Source organism: Streptomyces sp. NBC_00829 (genome assembly GCF_045161795.1).
Taxonomy (GTDB): Bacteria; Actinomycetota; Actinomycetes; order Streptomycetales; family Streptomycetaceae; genus Streptomyces.
The window spans coordinates 2,990,296-3,007,884 of sequence record NZ_CP108867.1 but is presented as its reverse complement, the minus strand read 5'-3'; the positions used below and the strand labels follow the sequence as shown (position 1 = coordinate 3,007,884).

Here is a 17,589-nt window from a genome sequence, read left to right as displayed (position 1 = left end):
CCGTGGGACTCCTCAGCGGACTCTTCACCTGGCCGCTCGCGCCGGTCCGCGGAGTGGTGTGGATCGCAGAGCGAGTCGAGGACGTGGCAGAGCGCGATTTCAGTGACCCGGAGGTCATCCGGCAGCGCCTGGAGGAAGTGGAGATCGCACGGGACGCCGGGGAGATCACAGATGAGGAAGCGGCCGAACAGGAAGCAGTGCTGGTGCGCCGCCTCATGGACTCCCGGTTCCCCGACGGCGGCATGGAGGTGTGAACAGTGCCCGAGTCAGAACGCGCTGTGTCGGAGCGGAAGAGGCCGGCCCGGCCGAAACGGGAGTCGGCGACAGACGCGTCCGCGTCTGAGAGCGGCTCGCACGACGGCACGAGGCGCAAGACAACGAAGTCGTCGTCCTCGCACCGCCTCAGTGGCCGCCGGGCCGCCGCACGGGCGGCACACCATGTCTCCGATCTCGCCGGCAAGGACCTTGAGGCCGTGACCTCTCTGGAGGAGACGGAGCAGGGCTGGATGGTGGGCATCGAGGTCGTGGAAACGCATCGGATACCCGACTCCACCGACATCCTCGCCGTCTACCTCGTCGAGGTGGACGACGCGGGAGAGCTGATCTCCTTCCGCCGCGCAAAGCGCCATTACCGGGGCAGGGCAGAGAAGAGCGACGCATGAGCCAGGCGCAGGGCTGGAGTCGCGCAAGCCGACGAGGAGACCCCTCGCTTGTGCCCTCCCGGCCCGAACCGGCGAACCTGGCCGACATACTGGAGCGCGTGCTCGACAAGGGCATCGTCATCGCCGGTGACATCCGGATCGATCTGCTGGACATCGAGCTGCTCACCATAAGGATCCGTCTTCTGGTGGCGTCCGTCGACCGTGCGCGCGAAATGGGCATCGACTGGTGGGAACACGATCCCACCCTTTCCTCCGGTCAACGTGACGTCGTCGAGGAGAACCGCCGCCTGCGCCGCCGTATCGGTGAACTGGAGGCAGCAGACCGGAGCAGTGGGGCCGATGAGGCCAATGAGGCCGATGAGGAGGCCGACCGGTCGGAGGACGAGGAGAGGCGGCGATGAGCGAGTCCTGGGTCACCTGGCTCTATGCCATCGCATTCGAGGCCCACCCGGTCACCGGAGTCGGAGGACCGCCCGCGTTGATGGGTGTGGCCGGTGAGCCTGTACATGTGGTCGAGGAGTCGGGCCTGCTCGCCATCGTCGGTTCAGTGCCTGTCAGGGACTTCGGTGAAGAGGAACTGCGCGAACGCCTCCAGGACGTCGACTGGCTCGAAACAGCTGCCCGGGCCCACCACAAGGTGATTTCCACGGTGGCCCGCGAGGGGGACATCGTCCCTCTCCGTTTCGCGACGATCTACCACGATGACGATCGTGTGCGCTCTCTCCTGGAGGAGCGCCGGGCGGACTTCGCCTCGGCGCTGAACCGGGTGGCCGGGCGGACGGAGTGGGGCATCAAGGCGTACGTCGACCCACGGACGCCCGAGCGCCAAGAACCCCCCGATGCGAGCCCCGTGGACGACGGCAGCCCCGGCACGGCCTACCTCCTGCGTCGTCGAGCGCAGCGACAGGGGCAGGAGACGGCGCAGCGGGAAGCTCAGGACCGGGCGGAGCAGATCCATGTCGCGCTCCAGGAACTCGCGGTGGAGTCGGCCCGCCATCCCCCTCAGGACCCCCGCCTGGCTCGGTACGAGGGCTCGATGATCCTCAACACCTCGTATCTCGTGCCGAACGCCCTTACCGAGGAGTTCGTCACCTCGGTCGAGGACATCCGAGCCCGCTTTCCCGATGTGCGGATCGAGCTCGTCGGCCCGTGGCCCGCGTACTCCTTCGCCGGTGACAACGTGGGACCGGAGCGGGTGTGAGCGCCGTGGCCGACCACCGGCAGTCTCCCGCACGGCAGCAGTCCCAAGTGCCGTACGCCTTCGAGGGACAGCAGATAGCGCTCGTCGACCTGCTTGACCGGGTGCTGGCCGGAGGTGTGGTCATCGCCGGGGAGATCACCCTGAGTATCGCGGACATCGACCTCGTCAGGATCTCGCTGCGCGCACTGATCGCCTCGATCCGTCCCGGCATGGAGGACTCCCGTGCCACGAAGGCAGACGCACGTGCTGAGGAGCGGCCGCGATGAACCGTCAACGCGGCGAAGACCGCGCCGGCGGCACACCAAGGGACGCGGCGCGTCGATTCCCCGAACGCGTAGAGATGGACCCCGAGTCGGTGGAGCGAGGTCTGGCCGGTCTGGTGCTGACCATCGTTGAACTGCTGCGCCAGTTGATGGAACGGCAGGCATTGCGCCGTATCGAAGGCGGAGGCCTGAGCGAGGAGCAGATCGAACAGCTCGGGCTGACGTTGATGGCACTGGAGAAGCGCGTGGAGGAGCTGCGGGAGCACTTCGGCCTCTCACCGGACGATTTGAACATAGACCTGGGCCCGCTGGGTCCTCTGCTGTCTCCTGAACCATCCGGGGCTCGCGATGCGTCCCGCTCGGAGCGCTCACGCCGCGACAGCGCGACGGAAGGAGCATGAAGGAGGCCTGACTCTCCCCATGGGGAACATCGTCGTGACCGCTGCACAGGAGGGGATTGCATCCTCTTCGCGGTCCGACCTGCGCGATCGCGTCACCGAGCGGGGTCGGACGGCCCTCTGCGGGGGTTGGCGCCGTCACCCTTGACTGCCTGGGCAAGCTGCGTGCCGGTGGCCGATGAACGACGATGGAGAGGCAGGGGCTGGCCGGTTCTGTAGCTTCCGCCCCCAGGGCGCATACCGCCGTAGTGCGCCGAGGACCGCGGCGGAGGGAGTTCGCCGTGGACCCACCCGTCGCCTCCGGCCCGGAGGACCATGGCCGGCATGGGCCGAGCGGCCCGTTGGACGATGCCGAACGAGCGGAGTACGAGCGACTCCGGCACACTCGCGGCACGCGACACCGTCGTCTGCGACTCTGTGGAGCTTCCCTGCTTCTCACCCTGGCCGTTCTGCTCGCACCTGTCAGCACCGTCGCCACCTGGGTAAATTCCGAGGTCACCGATGTTGATCGGTATGAGCAGACCGTCTCACCTCTCGCCAGGGACCCCGCCGTCCAGGATGTGATGATTAATCGTGTCACTGACGGCCTGGTCGAGAACATCGACGTTCGCAAGATCAGCGACGCGCTCGCCGACACTCTGGCCGACCGTGACGCACCCCGCTTCCTTGTCGACGCGGCCAGGTCGCTGGATGAAGAGCTCAAGGGCGGACTGACGACCGGCGTGCGCTTCGCGGTCGAGAAGGTGGTGACGAGCGACGCCTTCGCCAAGGCGTGGGACAGCATCAACCGCGGCGCGCACACCGCCGCGACGAATGTCCTCACGGGGGAGGGAGGCGGAGCGCTCGAGGTCAAGGGCGACACCATCACGCTGAACGTCGGCACTGTGATTGACGAGTTGCAGAAGCAGCTGCTCGGCGTGACGCTTGTCGAGGCAGCAGACATTCCCGGGGCCGACAAGTCGATCGTGCTGGTTCGGAACCAAAATCTGAGTGAGGCGCGTGATGCTGCCCGCTGGCTCGGCGTTGTCGGCCCGTGGTTGCCCGTGGCGGTGGTGGTGCTCGCCGGGCTGGGCATCTGGGCTGCGCCTTCCCGCCGGATTGCGCTGATGGCCGGCGGCATCGGCATCGGCGTCATGATGTGCGGGCTTCTCGTCGGACTCGCCGTCATGCGCCAGATCTATCTGGATGCCGTGACTCCGGTAACCCAGTCGCAGGATGCCGCGGCAGCCGTCTACGACACCCTGGTGAGGTTCCTCCGGCAGGCCATCCTCACCGTGCTCCTCACGGCCCTGCTCACCGTGATCGGGGGGTATCTGTACGGACAAGGCCGCGGCGCCGCCGCCGTGCGCTCAGCCGCGGCCCGAAGCACCGAGACCGCCGGGCACGCGCTCGCCCGGACGGGGTTGACGACAGGTGCCGTCGGACAGTGGCTGCGCACGAACCGGCCCCTGACCACAGGCGCCGTCATCGGCGCCGCGGGCCTGACCCTCTTCCTGTGGAACTACCCCACGCCCGCCTCCGTGGCCCTCCTGCTCCTGCTCGTCGTGGTTGTCCTGGTGATCCTGGGCGTCCTTGCCGCCGCGGACGGAGCGGAGAAACGCTTACAGATGCGACGCTGCTGCGACAGCAAGGGAGAGCCCGGCGAAAACCCCGGCCCACCGGGTCAACGCGGCGGCGCCCTGTCCCTTGCGTCGCGCAGATGACCTGTCCTGTACGCGAGCGGCTCGACACGCTCGGCCAGAGCGGGGGAGGTACGTGAGGCGTGTCAGTGGATGGGCCTCTTTGGCCTGCAGCGACGGTCTCCGGCGGTGCCGGGGTGATGGCCGACGGCTGGTGTGGGCGGCCAGCGGAGCGGCTCTCAGGCAGCCGAGGCCAGGCCCCCACGTGATCCTTTGGCCCGATGCGTCGCGCGGGCGGGGGGAGGGGAGAGCCTACGCGCGCTGGCTTCCGCCGTGGTCATGGCCACCATGCTGGACATGACCACCCTGCTCAGGCGACAGATTGTTTCGTGCTCCAGCGTCACGGACCGGCGCAGTATGTGCACAGCGTGTTGTGGACCGCGAGCGGTCACACCCGCTTCCGTCGCGTCCCGCCAGCCCGCCACGTAGTCCACCCCACGCACCCACACCACGGCGTCAGGGTCGAACGCCTCGTCCTCGAAACCCGCGCCCTCTGGGTCGTGCATCTGTCTCAAGTCCACCCATCGGTACCGGGGTTGCGTCTGCGTCCCGAACCGGAGCGCCCCGCATGCTGTCCAGGCGTGAGGGGCGGTCCGGCCCGCAACCGGCTTATGAGAAGCGGAAGTTGGAGGTCCTGCCGAGCAGGTACGCTGATCACCGCCAACCGCACGTACACGGCGATCCAGAAGACGACTCCCGAACGCGAATAATTGCTGTTTCATAAGTCGGCACCGCCGCTCTCAGCCCGCGTCGCTCGGAAGAACGTGGTCATTACGGCCCGGAAGCCCGTGTGCCCGGAAAGGCCCGCATGCCGCAGGCACCACACCTCTGGCTGCTCTTTGCCGTCAGCGGCTTCTGAGGACTCCTGACACGTCGTGCACTCGGCCTCGTAGACCGGCCCGCTTCCAGAAGCATCGGGATGCAGCACCCAGTCCACGAAACGCAGTACCGTCCTTGCCGCCATCACGTTCGCCTTCCTCTTGGTTTGATTCGCTCAGCCCGGCCACGGCGATCCACCGTCAGCGCATGCCGCATTCACCCGCAGTGCGGGACCCGCCTTGAAACCAGGACCACCTGCGGGCCGCCCGAGGTGTACCGGTCGGAGCGCACCGCCTTTACCTCCCGCCACTGTCCGTCCGCGCTCACCCAGTCCCCACGCCGCACCCGTAGCGCCATCACCCGAGCCATCGCGCATCATCCCCGGCTGGAACAGTCAGCACGGCCCAGACCGATTTGCCGACCCCATCCCGGTCGTCGACGCCCCACCGGTCGGACAGCTCGTCGACGAGGCCCAGGCCCCAGCCGCCGGACTCCCCGGGCACGCGGGCCGTGGGGCGTTCGTCCGAGGCGTCGTGAACCTCAATGCGGACACCGCCTGCCTCACGCAGGTACCGGGTCTCGATCTCGCGCCCGGGCGAAACACGTGCATGCTGAACCGCATTGGTGACCAGCTCGGACAGCACCACCAGTGCCGCGTCCTCGACCGCGTTGAGGCACCAATTGGCCAGCGCCTTCTGTAACTCGGCGCGCGCTCTTCCAACGCTTGCAGGATGGCGAGTCCAACGCCGCACCACTGGCGGCTCTTTCGCCTGCATGTCGCCCACCTCGGTTCCGGTGATCGGTAAACCGGCTGTTCAACCATGCTGGCGACGCACAAGGCCCCCGACTTTCACAGTTCAGTGAAAGTCGGGGGCCAGGTGTGAGAGTCCTACAGCCCTACCCAGGCGGCCAAGTGATCAAGAGTGTCGGGAGTGCGCCGAGCCATATGCACCAGACCACGGATGGTCTCCCGAGCTCCCGCGTGATACCGGGTCTGCTGCGGAGCCAACCGCCGCGCCGTGATGAGCGACTTCAGCGCAGCCTCGGTGCGGCCGGCCTCCATCTGGACGCGAGCGCGGTCCACGTGGAAGTGGGAAGCCCGGGACACCGCCCAGTCATTCGGGATGCGCACCTCTTCGGCCTGACGCAGCGCTTCGCCGAATTCGCCCATCTCGATATGGGCCGACACCGCGTGAACCCTCACGTTGGTCGGACCGAACGACAGCCACAGCACATCCGAAGCTTCGCCCACCCGGGACGCGTACGCGCGTGCTTCCGCCAGATGTGCTGTGAGCTCACTGTGGTCATGAGCGCGAGCGGCGATGATCGAAGCTCCGAGGTGGAGCTGACCCGCCACGGCGAAGCGCTCCCGAGATGACTGAGCCTGACCCAAGGTGTTCTGGCCGGCCACGATGAGGCGCTGGCCGATGGTGTACTCGCCTTCCCGGAAGTACACCAGGGCCCGCATGTACTGCCGGACCGCCGCCAGCAAGGGATCAGAGGCACGTGATGCGGCCCAGTCCATTCGGTCGAGCGCCACGGTGGACAGGTCGTAATAGCCGAGTTTCACGGTCACGTCGTGAGCAGTGCGATACGTGCTGGACAGGGCCGCCCAGATTTCTGACGACGGCGCACGGTAGGCGGCAGTGGTGATCTCCGCGATGACCTCGGGAAGTTCGAGCGCAGCGTCATGGAGTTTCGTCGCCCGCACCAGGCGGCACAGGTTCTCGGCCGCCGCCACGAGCTGAGGCGTGGGGCGGGGCGTGACCGAAGGATCTTCCCCCAGGTCGTAGAGATCCAGTGCTTCCCTGATGGGCCGAACCAGTTCTGCCAGGCGATCCTGCTGAAGTTCGGTCACGTACGGCTGACCGGTCAGCGACGTGACGTCGACGCACAGCACCTTGGCGACCGTGGCGACCAGGTCCGGGCTGGCGGGCTTGTGGCCGCTCTCGACCTGAGTGAGCAGGCTGTACGAGTACGGGATCTTCTGAGCCAGCCCGCGCTGGGTCAGCCCGGCCCGCTTGCGGTGGTACGCGATCCGGGTGCCTGTGTGCTCACCGTCGGTGAGAGTCATGACGGGGCTCCATTTCGTGGCGCGCTCACGGAAACGCTACCCGTCCACCACTGCAGGGAACGGCGAACCGTCCCCAAGGCCTCAGCCAACTGCGGTTGCGCAAGCCCGAATATCCAAGATGAACTGCGGACATGACTGCGAACCGAGTCCTGTACCTGCTGGGCAGCGCGGCCCCTCCGGTGCTCAACGTCGCCGGTGTTATTGAGAAGGCACGGACGGCAGGGTGGGACGTCTGTCTGGGGCTGACGCCCACCGCCGCCCGCTGGCTGGACGATCAGCTGCCCGCCCTTCAGGAGCTGACCGGGCACCCGGTGCGCAGCCGGTACAAGCTGCCCCAGGATCCCGACGTGTGGCCCCCGGCGGATGTTGCCGTCCTGGCCCCCGCGACGTTCAACACGATCAATCAATGGGCTCTGGGGATCACAGAAAAGTTCGTGGTCGGATTCGTGGCTGAGGGAACCGGTAAGGGCATCCCCGTGATCACGATGCCCTGCGTCAACGCTGCGTACGTGCAGCACACCCAGTTCGACGAGAGCATTGCGACCCTCCGGGCCATGGGCGTTCACGTGCTCTATGGGGAGCGAGGGTTCGTTCCGAACGAGCCGGGGCAAGGCCGACCGGACGCGTACCCATGGCACCTCACCCTCGCCGCCGCAGAGTCAGCCTTCATCCGACGCGACACGCCGTGACGTGACCATAGCCCCCGACGCACCCCATTGGGGTCAGTCCTCCGATGGCGCGATGCCAGTCGGGCAGGAGCGGCTGGGCGGGCGTTCTCGCATGGGTCTGTCCGGTGCTCGCGCTCGACGAAGCGAGGCCGCGGCCAAGCGGTGATCGGCTCGCTGGACGCCGAGTAGATCTCCAAGAGCGAGAGGGGCTCAGCCATCTGGCTTGGCGACGCCGATGGGGCAGGAGACGCCGGTGCCTACGAGAGTGCACCCGCCGAACGGAGGTATCGACGTACGGCGACCAGCTGCCAGCTGGCGCTCGCTGCCCTCGCCGCGCACGTCGAAGCATTGGGCGTGAGCACGACGCTCTCTACACCGCCCGAGTGCGTCGCTCGCCGGACGGCTGGTGGCCGTACCTGTCACCGTCCACGGCCGTTCGGGGGATACGCGGGCCGCTTCTGGCGCGTTTCCCCCCTGTGGGGGCATCCCTTGACGGAGCGAAAGGGAGAGATGATGCCGCTCTATCTATCGAGGTTCAGCTACACGCCGGAGACGTGGGGGAGGCTGATCGGCCATCCCGAGGACCGCGCACGGGCAGCTCAGTCGTATATCGAATCCGTCGGCGGGAAGCTCCATGGCTTCTGGTATGCCTTCGGCACGCACGACGGCTACAACCTCTGGGAGGCCCCTGACAACGTGTCCATGGCCGCGGTTGCGCTCGCGATCAGTGGAGGCGGCGCGCTGAGCTCGTTCGAGACGACAGTCCTCCTGACCGTTGATGAAACAATGGATGCCCTGCGCAAAGCTGAGCAAGTCCGGTACCGGGCTCCTGGCGCGTAACCGCCCGGATCACTTACGACCTCGCCCGCGATTGAGTTTGAGGCGTGTCGGCCTGGCGGTTCGGCTGATGGGTGATCAGCAGGCGGCGTCGTCGGCGAGGACGAGTGCGGTGCTGTGCTCGCGGCGGGTGGGCCGCTTGGCAGCACGGTCGGAGATCAGGGCGGCGATGGCCTGCTGGGTCTCGGGGAAGGTTTCGCGGCGTCCGGTGAACCGCCGCAGTGGGGCCCATTGGCGCAGTTCGGCGTTGGTGTGCTCGACGCAGATCCGGGCAGAGGACTGCCGTCGCCTCGCCTCGCGCCAGGCGTATTTGTCGCCGTCGCAGGCGTCTTCCTTCGGTTTCTTCGGCGGCGCAGTGACCTGGTGGGGGAACTCCTTGGCCAGGCCCTGGTAGCCGGAGTCGACTTTCGCCTTCACGCCGGGACGGGTCCTGAACTGCTCGGCGATGCCCTCGGTGCGTACTGCGGTCTGGTCGTGCATCCGGCCGGGCCGTTCCGCCCCGGAGTAGAGCAGGCGGCCCTGGCCGTCGCTGAACGTGGTGGTCTTGATGGTGTTCTGCCTGCGCTTGCCCGAGACGAATGCCCGGCGCCCGGGGCGGTCGGCCTTCGGACGGCGCACCTGGGTCTCCGCACCGTCGAGCCGCAGCTCGATATTCTCGGCGTCCGCGTAGGCGAACACGTCCTCCAAGGTGCGCAAGCGCAGGCCGGGCCGGTCGGGGACCGCGAAGCCGCGGGCCGCGAGCACGGGCCTGATCTCCTGGATGGCCCGGCCGACCGTCGACGAGCCGACGTCGTAGACCACGGCGAGGGCATCCTGGGGCAGGCCGGTGCGCAGGTAGGCCAAAGTGATCACCAGCCTGTCGCGGAAGGCGAGTTCGTACTTCGGCCCCGCCCCGGCCTGCCGACGGCGGTCGTGCCCGCGCCGGTCATGGCGTTCGCCCTCGCACCGTGATTCCCACCGGGGTTCGACCTCGTCGAGCAACTCGCCGAAGTGTTGGCGGCTCACGCCGCAGAAGGCAGGATGAGACAAGGCCGCGCGGGCCCACTTCTTGATCACACTCGAAGAACCCGCGCGGCCCTCGTCATGTCACGGCCCCGCCCCGATCAATCGCGGGGGAACTCGTTACAGCTGGCGGGTGGCGAAGCTCTCCACCTCAATGAGTTGGACTGCTCGGCTCTCCTCCAACGTGTCCAGCGCACGCAGCAGATCCGCCGGATCTCTGCGCAGATCGGGAGAGGGGCATGCGATCCCGACCGATCCCGACCAGATACGCCCAGGTGGCGTTGAAGCCGAGCGGGCAGTAGTGCCCGACGGCACATCTCAGTGCTGTGTGCCGTCGGTGCGGGGCAACCGCTCGTCACGCACTCTGCGCGCGTATGTTCCGGTGATGTCAGCCTTCGGCCTTCGCCACGCCGATCGGACAGCTGACGCCGGTGCCGCCGATCCCGCAGTACCCGGCCGGATTCTTGTCCAAGTACTGCTGGTGATATCCCTCCGCCGGGTAGAACGGGCGGCCCTCCGCCGGCAGCAGTTCCGTCGTGATCGTGCCGTAGCCCGAGCCCGTCAGCACCGCCTGGTATGCCTCCCGGGACGCCGTGGCCGTCTTCGCCTGGGCTTCCGAGTGGGTGTAGATCGCCGAGCGGTACTGCGTACCCGCGTCATTGCCCTGGCGGAAGCCCTGCGTCGGGTCGTGGGACTCCCAGAACAGCTTCAGCAGCGACTCGTAGGAGACGATCTTCGGGTCGAAGACGACGCGCACCGCCTCCGTGTGACCCGTCAGGCCCGAGCAGACCTCTTCGTAAGCCGGGTTCGGGGTGTGGCCGCCCTGGTAGCCGACCAGGGTCGTCCAGACGCCCTCCGTCTGCCAGAACTTCCGCTCCGCTCCCCAGAAACAGCCCAGGCCGAAGTCCGCGATCTCAAGCCCCTCGGGGTACGGGCCCAGCAGGGGGTTGCCGAGGACCGTGTGGCGGGAGGGGACCGTGAATTCGGGTTCCGGGCGGCCGCGGAGGGCCTGGTCGGGGGTGGGGAGCTCGGGGGTGCGGCGGGACAGGAACATGCGGGGCTCCTCTGGGGATCGGGTCCGTATCGGTCAACGTAGGGACCCCGTCGGACATTCCGCGGCCGGTCTTGCGGACCGTCGCCTCGCGAGCCGCGGGTACGCCTTCGCCGGGTCGGAGTGGGTCGGAGCCGGTGGCAGGGGGCGGCACCCGGCGCAGCTGGAGCGTCCGGCGCCGACGCATCGACCAGGGCCGACACCTCGGGGGTGCGGCAGCCGCGCGTGGCCTGGGCGAAGGAGATTCGTGCTCCGCGGGCCGACGAGAGCGCGGTCGGGTGCCGCCGCGCGCCTCTCCCGTCGGCCCGGCGGTGCTCCGGCACCGGATCGCCGCCGCGTGCGGGGCCGTCCGGGGACTCCTTCTCGCAGTGCGGCGGCCGACGGCAATCCGGGGCAGCAGTCGGTGGTGTCGACGGCGGCCCGCGGGCCGAGTGCGGAGGCGCGTGAGCCCAGCTCGGCGGAGCGCGCCGACAGCCGGCGGCCGGGGGAGGGGGTTATGCCGGGGGCAGCAGCTTGCGCAGCGGCTCCGTGTCGGGCCGGTCAGCGACCGCCGCGTCCAGCGCCGCCGGAAGCAACTCCTCGTAACCGGAAGGTAGTTGGAGCTTTGCCGCCTCGGACCACGACAGCTGCCAGCGCGCCCGGCCCGCCGCGATGAGTTCCCCCGTCACCAGCAGTGAGAGACCCCGTCGCAGCTCGGGGCGGGCGAACTCGCGGGCCTCGCGGTTCGAGGCCGCCCCCTTTGCCTCGGCCGAGGCGGGCAGGCGGTCCGCGATCTGCCATACCGTTCCGCAGTCCATCGCGGACAGCAGCGAGGCGAGCGAGGCGCCCCCCGTCACCGCCTCCGTCGCCCGCCGCAACGGCTCCGCGTCCCGCGCGAGGTACGCCGTCATCGACTCGTGCACCAGCCTCGGCCACGCTGCCCGGCGCAGCCCCAGCACCTCAGGGGTGAGGGCGACGTCCTCGATCGCCGCGAGGGTCTCCGCGGGGAAGCGGAGGAGTTCCAGCGCCGGGCGCGTCCCCTCCGCCGACCGTCCGTCGTCCGGCAGCGCCTCGATCCTGGTCACCCGCTCGGCGACCGGCGGGTGTGAGTCGTACGGCGACGACGGCTTCGTCGGCAGGTTGCGCCGCAGCACCTCCAGCTCCGCGGACCGGGCCGTCAGCAGACGCCGTACGCCGCCGAAGACCTCGCCCCGCGGCGGCAGCAGACCCGCCTCGACACCGAGCGTCGCGTACGACGTCATGTAGGAGTCGTGAGCCGCGTCGAGCACCGGGATCTCGCGCAGCGCGGATGCCGTCGCGTCGCGGCCCGCGATACGGGCCGCCGCGAGGTCCGCGGCCAGTTCCTGGCGGCGCGAGGCGGACTGGGTGGCGCGCAGGTAGAGGCCGGCGTACGCCGTGTAGATCGCGGCCATCACGCGGTACGTGACGCCCGCGCCCGCGGTGTCGACGGCCTTCGCCTTCCGGCCCTTGGCCGCCTGCTTCGCCGCCCGCTTCTCCTGTCGTGCCCGTTGCATCGCCTCCGTCCTGTTCGCCCGCTCCTCGAAGTGGGTGATCGTTCGCAGGACCTGGGTGCGCCCGCGGACGGTGATCGAGGCCAGCCGGGTGTCCGCGTGGCTGTAGTGGCTCATCTCGTGGGCGAGCACGGACCGCAGCTGGGCCTCGCTCAGCCCCGCCATCAGCGGAAGGCCGAGGTAGAGGCGGCGTCGGCCGCCGATGAGGCCGAGGAGGCGCGCGTCCTCGGCGACAGCGGCGTTCATGTCGGCCGTCAGCCGGATCTCGTCGGGGGCGCGTGTGCCGACCTGGGAAGCGATGCCCCGGACCGTCTGCCACAGCCGCGGCTCGTGCTCACGGGCGATGTACAGCCCGCCGCGGTACTCCTTGGGCGTGCGGAGCATGAACATGCCCCGCACGATCGGGATCGCCAGCACCGCGGTGAGGATGTAGAGCTTGGAGGAGACCGGACCCGGGGTCCAGAGCGTCGCCGCCCAGTCGGCGGCGGCGAGCAGAGCCAGGAGCAGCAGGCCGAGCAGATAGAAGCCGGCGAGCAGGACGAGGGCGCGCAGCGCGCGCAGAGCTGGGCCCATCGGGCAGATCCCCCACAGGAAACGGACAGGGCGATGTACGGCGTGACGTGGGGGGAAGCGGAGTATCACCTACCGGTCGGGCGGTCGGCAAGGTTGCGCGTCACCGCCGGTGGCCGGCACCGGTGGCGGGCCAGGGTGCCCCTCTCTCGTGCACCGGGCACCTGCCTCTCGTGCACCGGGTGCCCGTCTCTTGTGCACCGGGCGCCGCCTCTCGCGAACCGGGTGCCCCTCTCTCGCGAACCGGGCACCCGTCGCTCGTGCACCGGGCGCCGCCTCTCGCGAACCGAGCGCCCGGCCTCACCGCAGCAGCGTCGCCGGGCTCCCGCCGTTCGCCTCGTATCCCGCCACCGCCAGGTTCCGGTACACCGTGTACTCCGCCGCCGGGTCGCCGCTCAGCGTCCACGGCAGCGCGCCGATGTGACCGTCCACGTGCACCAGCTGGTTCATCGCCTCCGCCCACCTCTCGGAGCGGACGAGGAAGAGGACCAGCAGATGCCGTACGTGCGCGAGCATCGGGTCGTCCGCGCGGGCCGCGTGCACCGCGAAGAGCGCGCCCTCCATCGCCTTCGTGACGACCGCGCTGCGGTAGAAGCTCTGCACCAGGTTGACCTCGGGCAGATGCTCGTACACCGCGAACAGGGGCAGCGCGGCCAGCAGTGATCCCTGCGGGGCGCGTGCCGCGGCCGTCGTGGCGAAGTGGTCGGCCTCCTCGCGCGAACCGTGCCACTTCTCGCACCAGTAGTGCAGCGCGGCCAGATACGCGCCCATGTGCTCCGGCGCGCGGTCGATGACCTTCGCCCACGCCTGGTCGAACTGCTCGTGCGTGTAGCCGAGTCCGCGTCCGGCCGCGAGCTCGATGATGTACGGAATCGGGTCGCCGGGCGCCAGCAGGGCCGCCTCGCCGCAGACCGTACGGGCCTCCTCCAGGATGATCCGGAAGTCGTCCGTCCCTGCCGTCGACGAACGCCACGCCTGCTGCACCAGGAACTCCGCGTGCACCTGTGCGCCACCCGCGTCCTTCGGGGAGTCGAGCCGCCACGCGCGCAGCCACGCCCCGCCGACGCCCGGCTGCTGCCGGAGCTCAAGGGACGCGGCCCCGGCGAAGGCCTGGACGCGCTGCCAGCGCACCTCGCCCTCCTTCGGGGTGCCGGCGAGCAGCTGGGACGCGGCCCGCCAGTCCTGGGTGCGCTGGACGACGTCGAGTACGTCGAGGAGGTCCTCGTCGGGCCCCGGCAGGCGGATGTCCAGCCCTTCCTGGCGTACGAAGCCGTACGTGTCCGGGTCGGCGGCGTCGGGCGAGCCGGGCGCGACCTGGCGGATGCCGGAACGCCGACGCAGCATCGAGGGACCGATGACCGCGGCCAGCATGCACATCGCGAGCAGGAACCAGAGAATCTCCATGACGCCATTGTCCCGGACGCCACTGGGCACCCGGTGCGCCGGGCTGCGCAGTCACCGGACCCCCGGCGCGGGCGGCATCCGCAGGCTCCATGGCGCGGGCGAAAGCCGCAGGCCCTTGGCGCAGGCGCCTCGGCGCCGGCATGACGGCAGGGCCCCGACCACACGGGCCCCGACCACACGGGCCCCAACCCCACGGACACCGACGACACGGGCCCCAACCCCACGGACACCGACGACACGGGCCCCAACCGCACGCCTCTGATCGCACGGCCCCCTGACCACATGCGTCCCGCCCTCCGGCTCCCCGCCCCGGCCGTCGGCCACACTGCTCCCGGTACGGGCCATGTCCGGACAGCGTCCGGGACCGGGCCGCGCCCACGGCCCTCTCGGGACTACGCTCGGGCCTCATGAGCGACCAGCACAGCTTCCACAACTTCGAAACCCTCGCCATCCACGCGGGCAACACAGCCGACCCGCTGACCGGCGCGGTCGTCCCGCCCATCTACCAGGTGTCCACCTACAAGCAGGACGGCGTGGGCGGACTGCGCGGCGGCTACGAGTACAGCCGCAGCGCCAACCCGACGCGCACCGCGCTGGAGGAGAACCTCGCGGCGCTCGAGGGCGGGCGCCGTGGGCTCGCCTTCGCGTCCGGGCTCGCGGCGGAGGACTGCCTGCTGCGTACGCTGCTGGAGCCGGGTGACCATGTGGTGATCCCGAACGACGCGTACGGCGGCACCTTCCGGCTCTTCGCGAAGGTCGTGTCCCGCTGGGGCGTCGAGTGGTCGGTCGCCGACACCTCCGACCCGGCGGCGGTACGGGCCGCGGTCACCCCCAGGACGAAGGTGATCTGGGTCGAGACCCCGTCGAACCCGCTGCTCGGCATCACCGACATCGCGGCGGTCGCCGAGGTCGCGCGGGCGGCGGGCGCGCGGCTCGTCGTCGACAACACCTTCGCGAGTCCCTACCTCCAGCAGCCGATCTCTCTCGGCGCGGACATCGTCGTGCACTCCCTGACCAAGTACATGGGCGGCCACTCGGACGTCGTCGGCGGTGCGCTGATCGCGGCCGACGCGGCCGTCGGCGAGGAGCTGGCGTACCACCAGAACGCGATGGGCGCGGTCGCGGGCCCCTTCGACGCCTGGCTGGTGCTGCGCGGCATCAAGACCCTGCCCGTCCGTATGGACCGGCACAGCGAGAACGCGGGCCGTGTCGCCGAGATGCTCACCCGCCACCCCAAGATCACCCAGGTCCTCTACCCCGGCCTGCCCGACCACCCGGGCCACGAGATCGCCGCCAAGCAGATGAAGGCCTTCGGCGGCATGGTCTCCTTCCGGGTCGAGGGCGGCGAGGAGGCGGCGGTCGAGGTCTGCAACCGTGCCAGGCTCTTCACGCTGGGCGAGTCGCTGGGCGGTGTCGAGTCCCTGATCGAGCACCCGGGCCGGATGACGCACGCGTCCGTGGCGGGTTCGGCCCTGGAGGTGCCGGCGGACCTGGTGCGGGTCTCGGTGGGTATCGAGTCCGGCGACGATCTGCTCGCCGACCTCCAGCAGGCGCTGGGCTGATCCGGTGCCGGTCCGGCTGCCGTCGGCGGCTGCCGGACCGGCCGATTCGGACGCCGGGAGGGCTTGGCAGCTCGCGCACCGTGCACACCTCGCGCACCACGCGCACATGGGCCTTGCAAACCATGCGCACCACGCGAATCATGCGCACCACGCGAATCATGGGCGTCGCGCGCATCATGCGCGTCGCGCCCCCCGTGCCCGTCCGGCGGAAGGACGTCAGGCGCTGACCTTCTCGTCCTCGAGCGATTCACGGACCTGGGCGCGCAGCTCCAGGCTGTCCGTGTGTCCATGGACCGAGACCGCGTGCTCGGATGCGGCCCGTACGACTTCCTCTTCCTCACCGGAGATGGTGAGCGAGCAGTCCATCACGCTCGGGAACTTGCGGCAATCGGCGACTTTCCTGGTCATGACAGCCTCCTTGGCTCGACGGTGCGCCGCTCACTCCAGGATAGATCCGGACATCTCCGGTGGTATTCCGGTAAGAGGAGCGGTCTACCAGCCTTCCAGCGGAGGTGTGGTGTCCGAAGGCGGCGTCACCCAGGGCTCCGCCAGCGAGGCCCAGACCGCGAAGGCGATCGCCGCGGCCACCAGGAGCAGCCAAGCCGCTCGGCGCAGCGCCTGATGGCGGCGCAGCAGCCGGGTGCCGTGTTCCGCGGCCCGCGCGGCCAGATCCGGGGGCACCAGCGGAGGGCGGGTCTCCAGCATCCGGCGGACTTCGTCCTCCTTGCGGTCCGCGTGGCTCATGACGCCGCCTCGGCCGGCGCGCGCGGCGGCCCGGGCGGGGCGCTGCGCATGGTCGCCACTGCCCGGTGGCAGATCGCGCGTACCCGGTCGACGGGGAGCCCGATCAGCGCCGCCGTCTGCTCCTCGGCCACCCCCTCGTACAGGCGCAGCACCAGAATCAGGCGTTCTTGCGGTGTGAGCCGGCCCAGGACCCCGCCGCGCCCCTTGTGATGGCGCCAGGCGCCGCGCGCGAAGCGGGACGCGAGCTCCTGGCGGGTACGGTCGTACGGGTCCTCGCCGCGCAGCCGGTCCCACTCGGCGTAGGTGTGGGCGAGCGCGGAGGTCAGCAGCTGTTGGGCGTGCGGGTTCACTCCGGCGGGCTCGGCGGTAAGCAGGGTGGCGGCATGCAGCAGCCGGGGCGCCGCGCCCGCGACGAATGCCTCGAACTCCCGGGCACGGCGACGCCTCTGTGCGATCTGCCGCTCGCTCACGTCCTCATCTAGGAGCAGATCCGCCACCGGGTCAAGAGGTCTGCGACGTCTCCGTTTCCACGCCCGGCAGGCCGGCCTGCCGGGCGGAGAGAGCGGAGTTGAAACGAGTGAGCAGAGTGCAGAAGGACTCGCGCTCCGTCTCGCTCCAGCCGTCCGTCACCTGAGCCATCAGCTCGCGCCGCGACGAGCGGACCTCTTCGAGCCTGGCCTGCCCGCGCGGGGAGAGCTGGAGCACGACGGCACGGCCGTCCTCCGGGTGGGAGGTGCGCTTGACCAGACCGGTGTCGACGAGCGGCGCGACCTGGCGGGTGACGGTCGACGAGTCGATGCCCATCCCTGCCGCGAGCGCCTTGACGCCCATCGGGCCTTCCCTGTCGAGCCGGTTGAGCAGCAGATATGCGGCACGGTCCATCGAGTTTCGGACCTGGCCGACCCCGCCGAGCCGGGTCTGCTCCGCGCGGCGGGCGAAGACGGCGACCTGGTGCTGGAGGGCATCGAGGAGGCCGGGGTCGAGATGGGTCGTCATGTCCTGAGAAGTGGGCATGGCTAGGGGGGCTCTCTCGTGCGGTGGTCGGTTGGTGGGGGACAGAGTACGCGGCAAAAACCCGGTGTGTACCAGCGCTGCACAAACCAGTGGGGATGCCCGGGATCCGGGCGGCTGTCCGGCCGATGAG

The 17,589-nt window shown here is 69.6% G+C and carries 19 protein-coding genes and 1 pseudogene; 10 read left to right on the top strand and 10 right to left on the bottom strand.

Annotated features, from left to right (window positions below; translation table 11 throughout):
• Positions 1-2 precede the first annotated feature (2 nt).
• The 7 genes and pseudogenes from OG293_RS12670 (at position 3) to OG293_RS12640 (ending at position 4,227) form a co-directional block, all read left to right on the top strand.
• Entirely contained in the window at positions 3-254 is a 252-nt protein-coding gene (locus tag OG293_RS12670; protein WP_405998906.1) for a gas vesicle protein GvpG, read from the top strand.
• A gap of 3 nt (positions 255-257) precedes the next feature.
• Positions 258-662: a gas vesicle protein GvpO gene (gene gvpO, locus OG293_RS12665; RefSeq protein ID WP_405998905.1), complete on the top strand. Its 405-nt coding sequence runs from the start codon at positions 258-260 to the stop codon at positions 660-662.
• Positions 659-1,063: a gas vesicle protein gene (locus tag OG293_RS12660; RefSeq protein ID WP_405998904.1), complete on the top strand. Its 405-nt coding sequence runs from the start codon at positions 659-661 to the stop codon at positions 1,061-1,063. Before gvpO ends, OG293_RS12660 begins: the two co-directional genes overlap by 4 nt.
• On the top strand, positions 1,060-1,863 hold the full coding sequence (locus OG293_RS12655; protein ID WP_405998903.1) for a GvpL/GvpF family gas vesicle protein: 804 nt from the start codon (positions 1,060-1,062) through the stop codon (positions 1,861-1,863). Before OG293_RS12660 ends, OG293_RS12655 begins: the two co-directional genes overlap by 4 nt.
• The gene (locus tag OG293_RS12650) at positions 1,860-2,129 is read left to right on the top strand and encodes a gas vesicle protein (protein ID WP_405998902.1); all 270 of its coding nucleotides are present in this window, start codon (positions 1,860-1,862) and stop codon (positions 2,127-2,129) included. The genes OG293_RS12655 and OG293_RS12650 overlap by 4 nt, the downstream gene beginning before the upstream one ends.
• A gap of 74 nt (positions 2,130-2,203) precedes the next feature.
• A pseudogene (locus OG293_RS12645) lies at positions 2,204-2,449 on the top strand (gas vesicle protein K); the annotation flags it as partial.
• 356 nt (positions 2,450-2,805) lie between these two features.
• Positions 2,806-4,227: a hypothetical protein gene (locus OG293_RS12640; RefSeq protein ID WP_405998901.1), complete on the top strand. Its 1,422-nt coding sequence runs from the start codon at positions 2,806-2,808 to the stop codon at positions 4,225-4,227.
• 1,151 nt (positions 4,228-5,378) lie between these two features.
• Here the strand turns inward: OG293_RS12640 and OG293_RS12635 are convergent.
• Together OG293_RS12635 and OG293_RS12630 are read right to left on the bottom strand one after the other, a co-directional pair.
• Entirely contained in the window at positions 5,379-5,798 is a 420-nt protein-coding gene (locus tag OG293_RS12635) for an ATP-binding protein (protein WP_405998900.1), read from the bottom strand.
• 113 nt (positions 5,799-5,911) lie between these two features.
• Positions 5,912-7,096 carry a helix-turn-helix domain-containing protein gene (locus OG293_RS12630; protein ID WP_405998899.1) on the bottom strand — a complete coding sequence of 395 codons (1,185 nt, stop codon included), beginning with the start codon at positions 7,094-7,096 and terminating at the stop codon, positions 5,912-5,914.
• A gap of 131 nt (positions 7,097-7,227) precedes the next feature.
• Between OG293_RS12630 and OG293_RS12625 the strand changes: the two genes are divergently transcribed.
• Together OG293_RS12625 and OG293_RS12620 are read left to right on the top strand one after the other, a co-directional pair.
• Complete coding sequence (locus OG293_RS12625; RefSeq protein ID WP_405998898.1) at positions 7,228-7,785, top strand: flavoprotein; 558 nt, start codon at positions 7,228-7,230, stop codon at positions 7,783-7,785.
• A 492-nt stretch (positions 7,786-8,277) separates the two neighbouring features.
• Positions 8,278-8,604, top strand: a complete 327-nt coding sequence (locus tag OG293_RS12620) for a GYD domain-containing protein (RefSeq protein WP_406003574.1) — start codon at positions 8,278-8,280, stop codon at positions 8,602-8,604.
• Positions 8,605-8,679: 75 nt separating this feature from the next.
• Here the strand turns inward: OG293_RS12620 and OG293_RS12615 are convergent, their stop codons facing one another.
• The 4 genes from OG293_RS12615 to OG293_RS12600 all read right to left on the bottom strand — a co-directional run bounded on the left by OG293_RS12615 (position 8,680) and on the right by OG293_RS12600 (position 14,139).
• Positions 8,680-9,606, bottom strand: coding sequence for a transposase family protein (locus OG293_RS12615; RefSeq protein WP_405998897.1), 927 nt, complete (start codon positions 9,604-9,606; stop codon positions 8,680-8,682).
• A 385-nt stretch (positions 9,607-9,991) separates the two neighbouring features.
• The gene (gene msrA / locus OG293_RS12610; protein WP_405998896.1) at positions 9,992-10,657 is read right to left on the bottom strand and encodes a peptide-methionine (S)-S-oxide reductase MsrA; all 666 of its coding nucleotides are present in this window, start codon (positions 10,655-10,657) and stop codon (positions 9,992-9,994) included.
• Positions 10,658-11,148: 491 nt separating this feature from the next.
• A complete protein-coding gene (locus OG293_RS12605) occupies positions 11,149-12,738 on the bottom strand; it encodes a M48 family metallopeptidase (protein WP_405998895.1) in 1,590 nt (529 codons plus the stop codon).
• Positions 12,739-13,035: 297 nt separating this feature from the next.
• The gene (locus tag OG293_RS12600; RefSeq protein ID WP_405998894.1) at positions 13,036-14,139 is read right to left on the bottom strand and encodes a hypothetical protein; all 1,104 of its coding nucleotides are present in this window, start codon (positions 14,137-14,139) and stop codon (positions 13,036-13,038) included.
• Between the two features lie 407 nt (positions 14,140-14,546).
• On the opposite strand from OG293_RS12600, the gene OG293_RS12595 reads away from it, so the two are divergent.
• Positions 14,547-15,701 carry a cystathionine gamma-synthase gene (locus OG293_RS12595; protein WP_405998893.1) on the top strand — a complete coding sequence of 385 codons (1,155 nt, stop codon included), beginning with the start codon at positions 14,547-14,549 and terminating at the stop codon, positions 15,699-15,701.
• A gap of 216 nt (positions 15,702-15,917) precedes the next feature.
• On the opposite strand, the gene OG293_RS12590 is transcribed toward OG293_RS12595, so the two are convergent.
• From OG293_RS12590 to OG293_RS12575, 4 genes are all read right to left on the bottom strand, one after another.
• The gene (locus tag OG293_RS12590) at positions 15,918-16,109 is read right to left on the bottom strand and encodes a DUF1059 domain-containing protein (protein WP_405998892.1); all 192 of its coding nucleotides are present in this window, start codon (positions 16,107-16,109) and stop codon (positions 15,918-15,920) included.
• Between the two features lie 84 nt (positions 16,110-16,193).
• The gene (locus OG293_RS12585) at positions 16,194-16,445 is read right to left on the bottom strand and encodes a hypothetical protein (protein WP_405998891.1); all 252 of its coding nucleotides are present in this window, start codon (positions 16,443-16,445) and stop codon (positions 16,194-16,196) included.
• Positions 16,442-16,915: a sigma factor-like helix-turn-helix DNA-binding protein gene (locus OG293_RS12580; RefSeq protein WP_405998890.1), complete on the bottom strand. Its 474-nt coding sequence runs from the start codon at positions 16,913-16,915 to the stop codon at positions 16,442-16,444. Before OG293_RS12580 ends, OG293_RS12585 begins: the two co-directional genes overlap by 4 nt.
• 31 nt (positions 16,916-16,946) lie before the next feature.
• Positions 16,947-17,459, bottom strand: coding sequence for a MarR family winged helix-turn-helix transcriptional regulator (locus OG293_RS12575; RefSeq protein WP_405998889.1), 513 nt, complete (start codon positions 17,457-17,459; stop codon positions 16,947-16,949).
• Between the last annotated feature and the right edge of the window lie 130 nt (positions 17,460-17,589).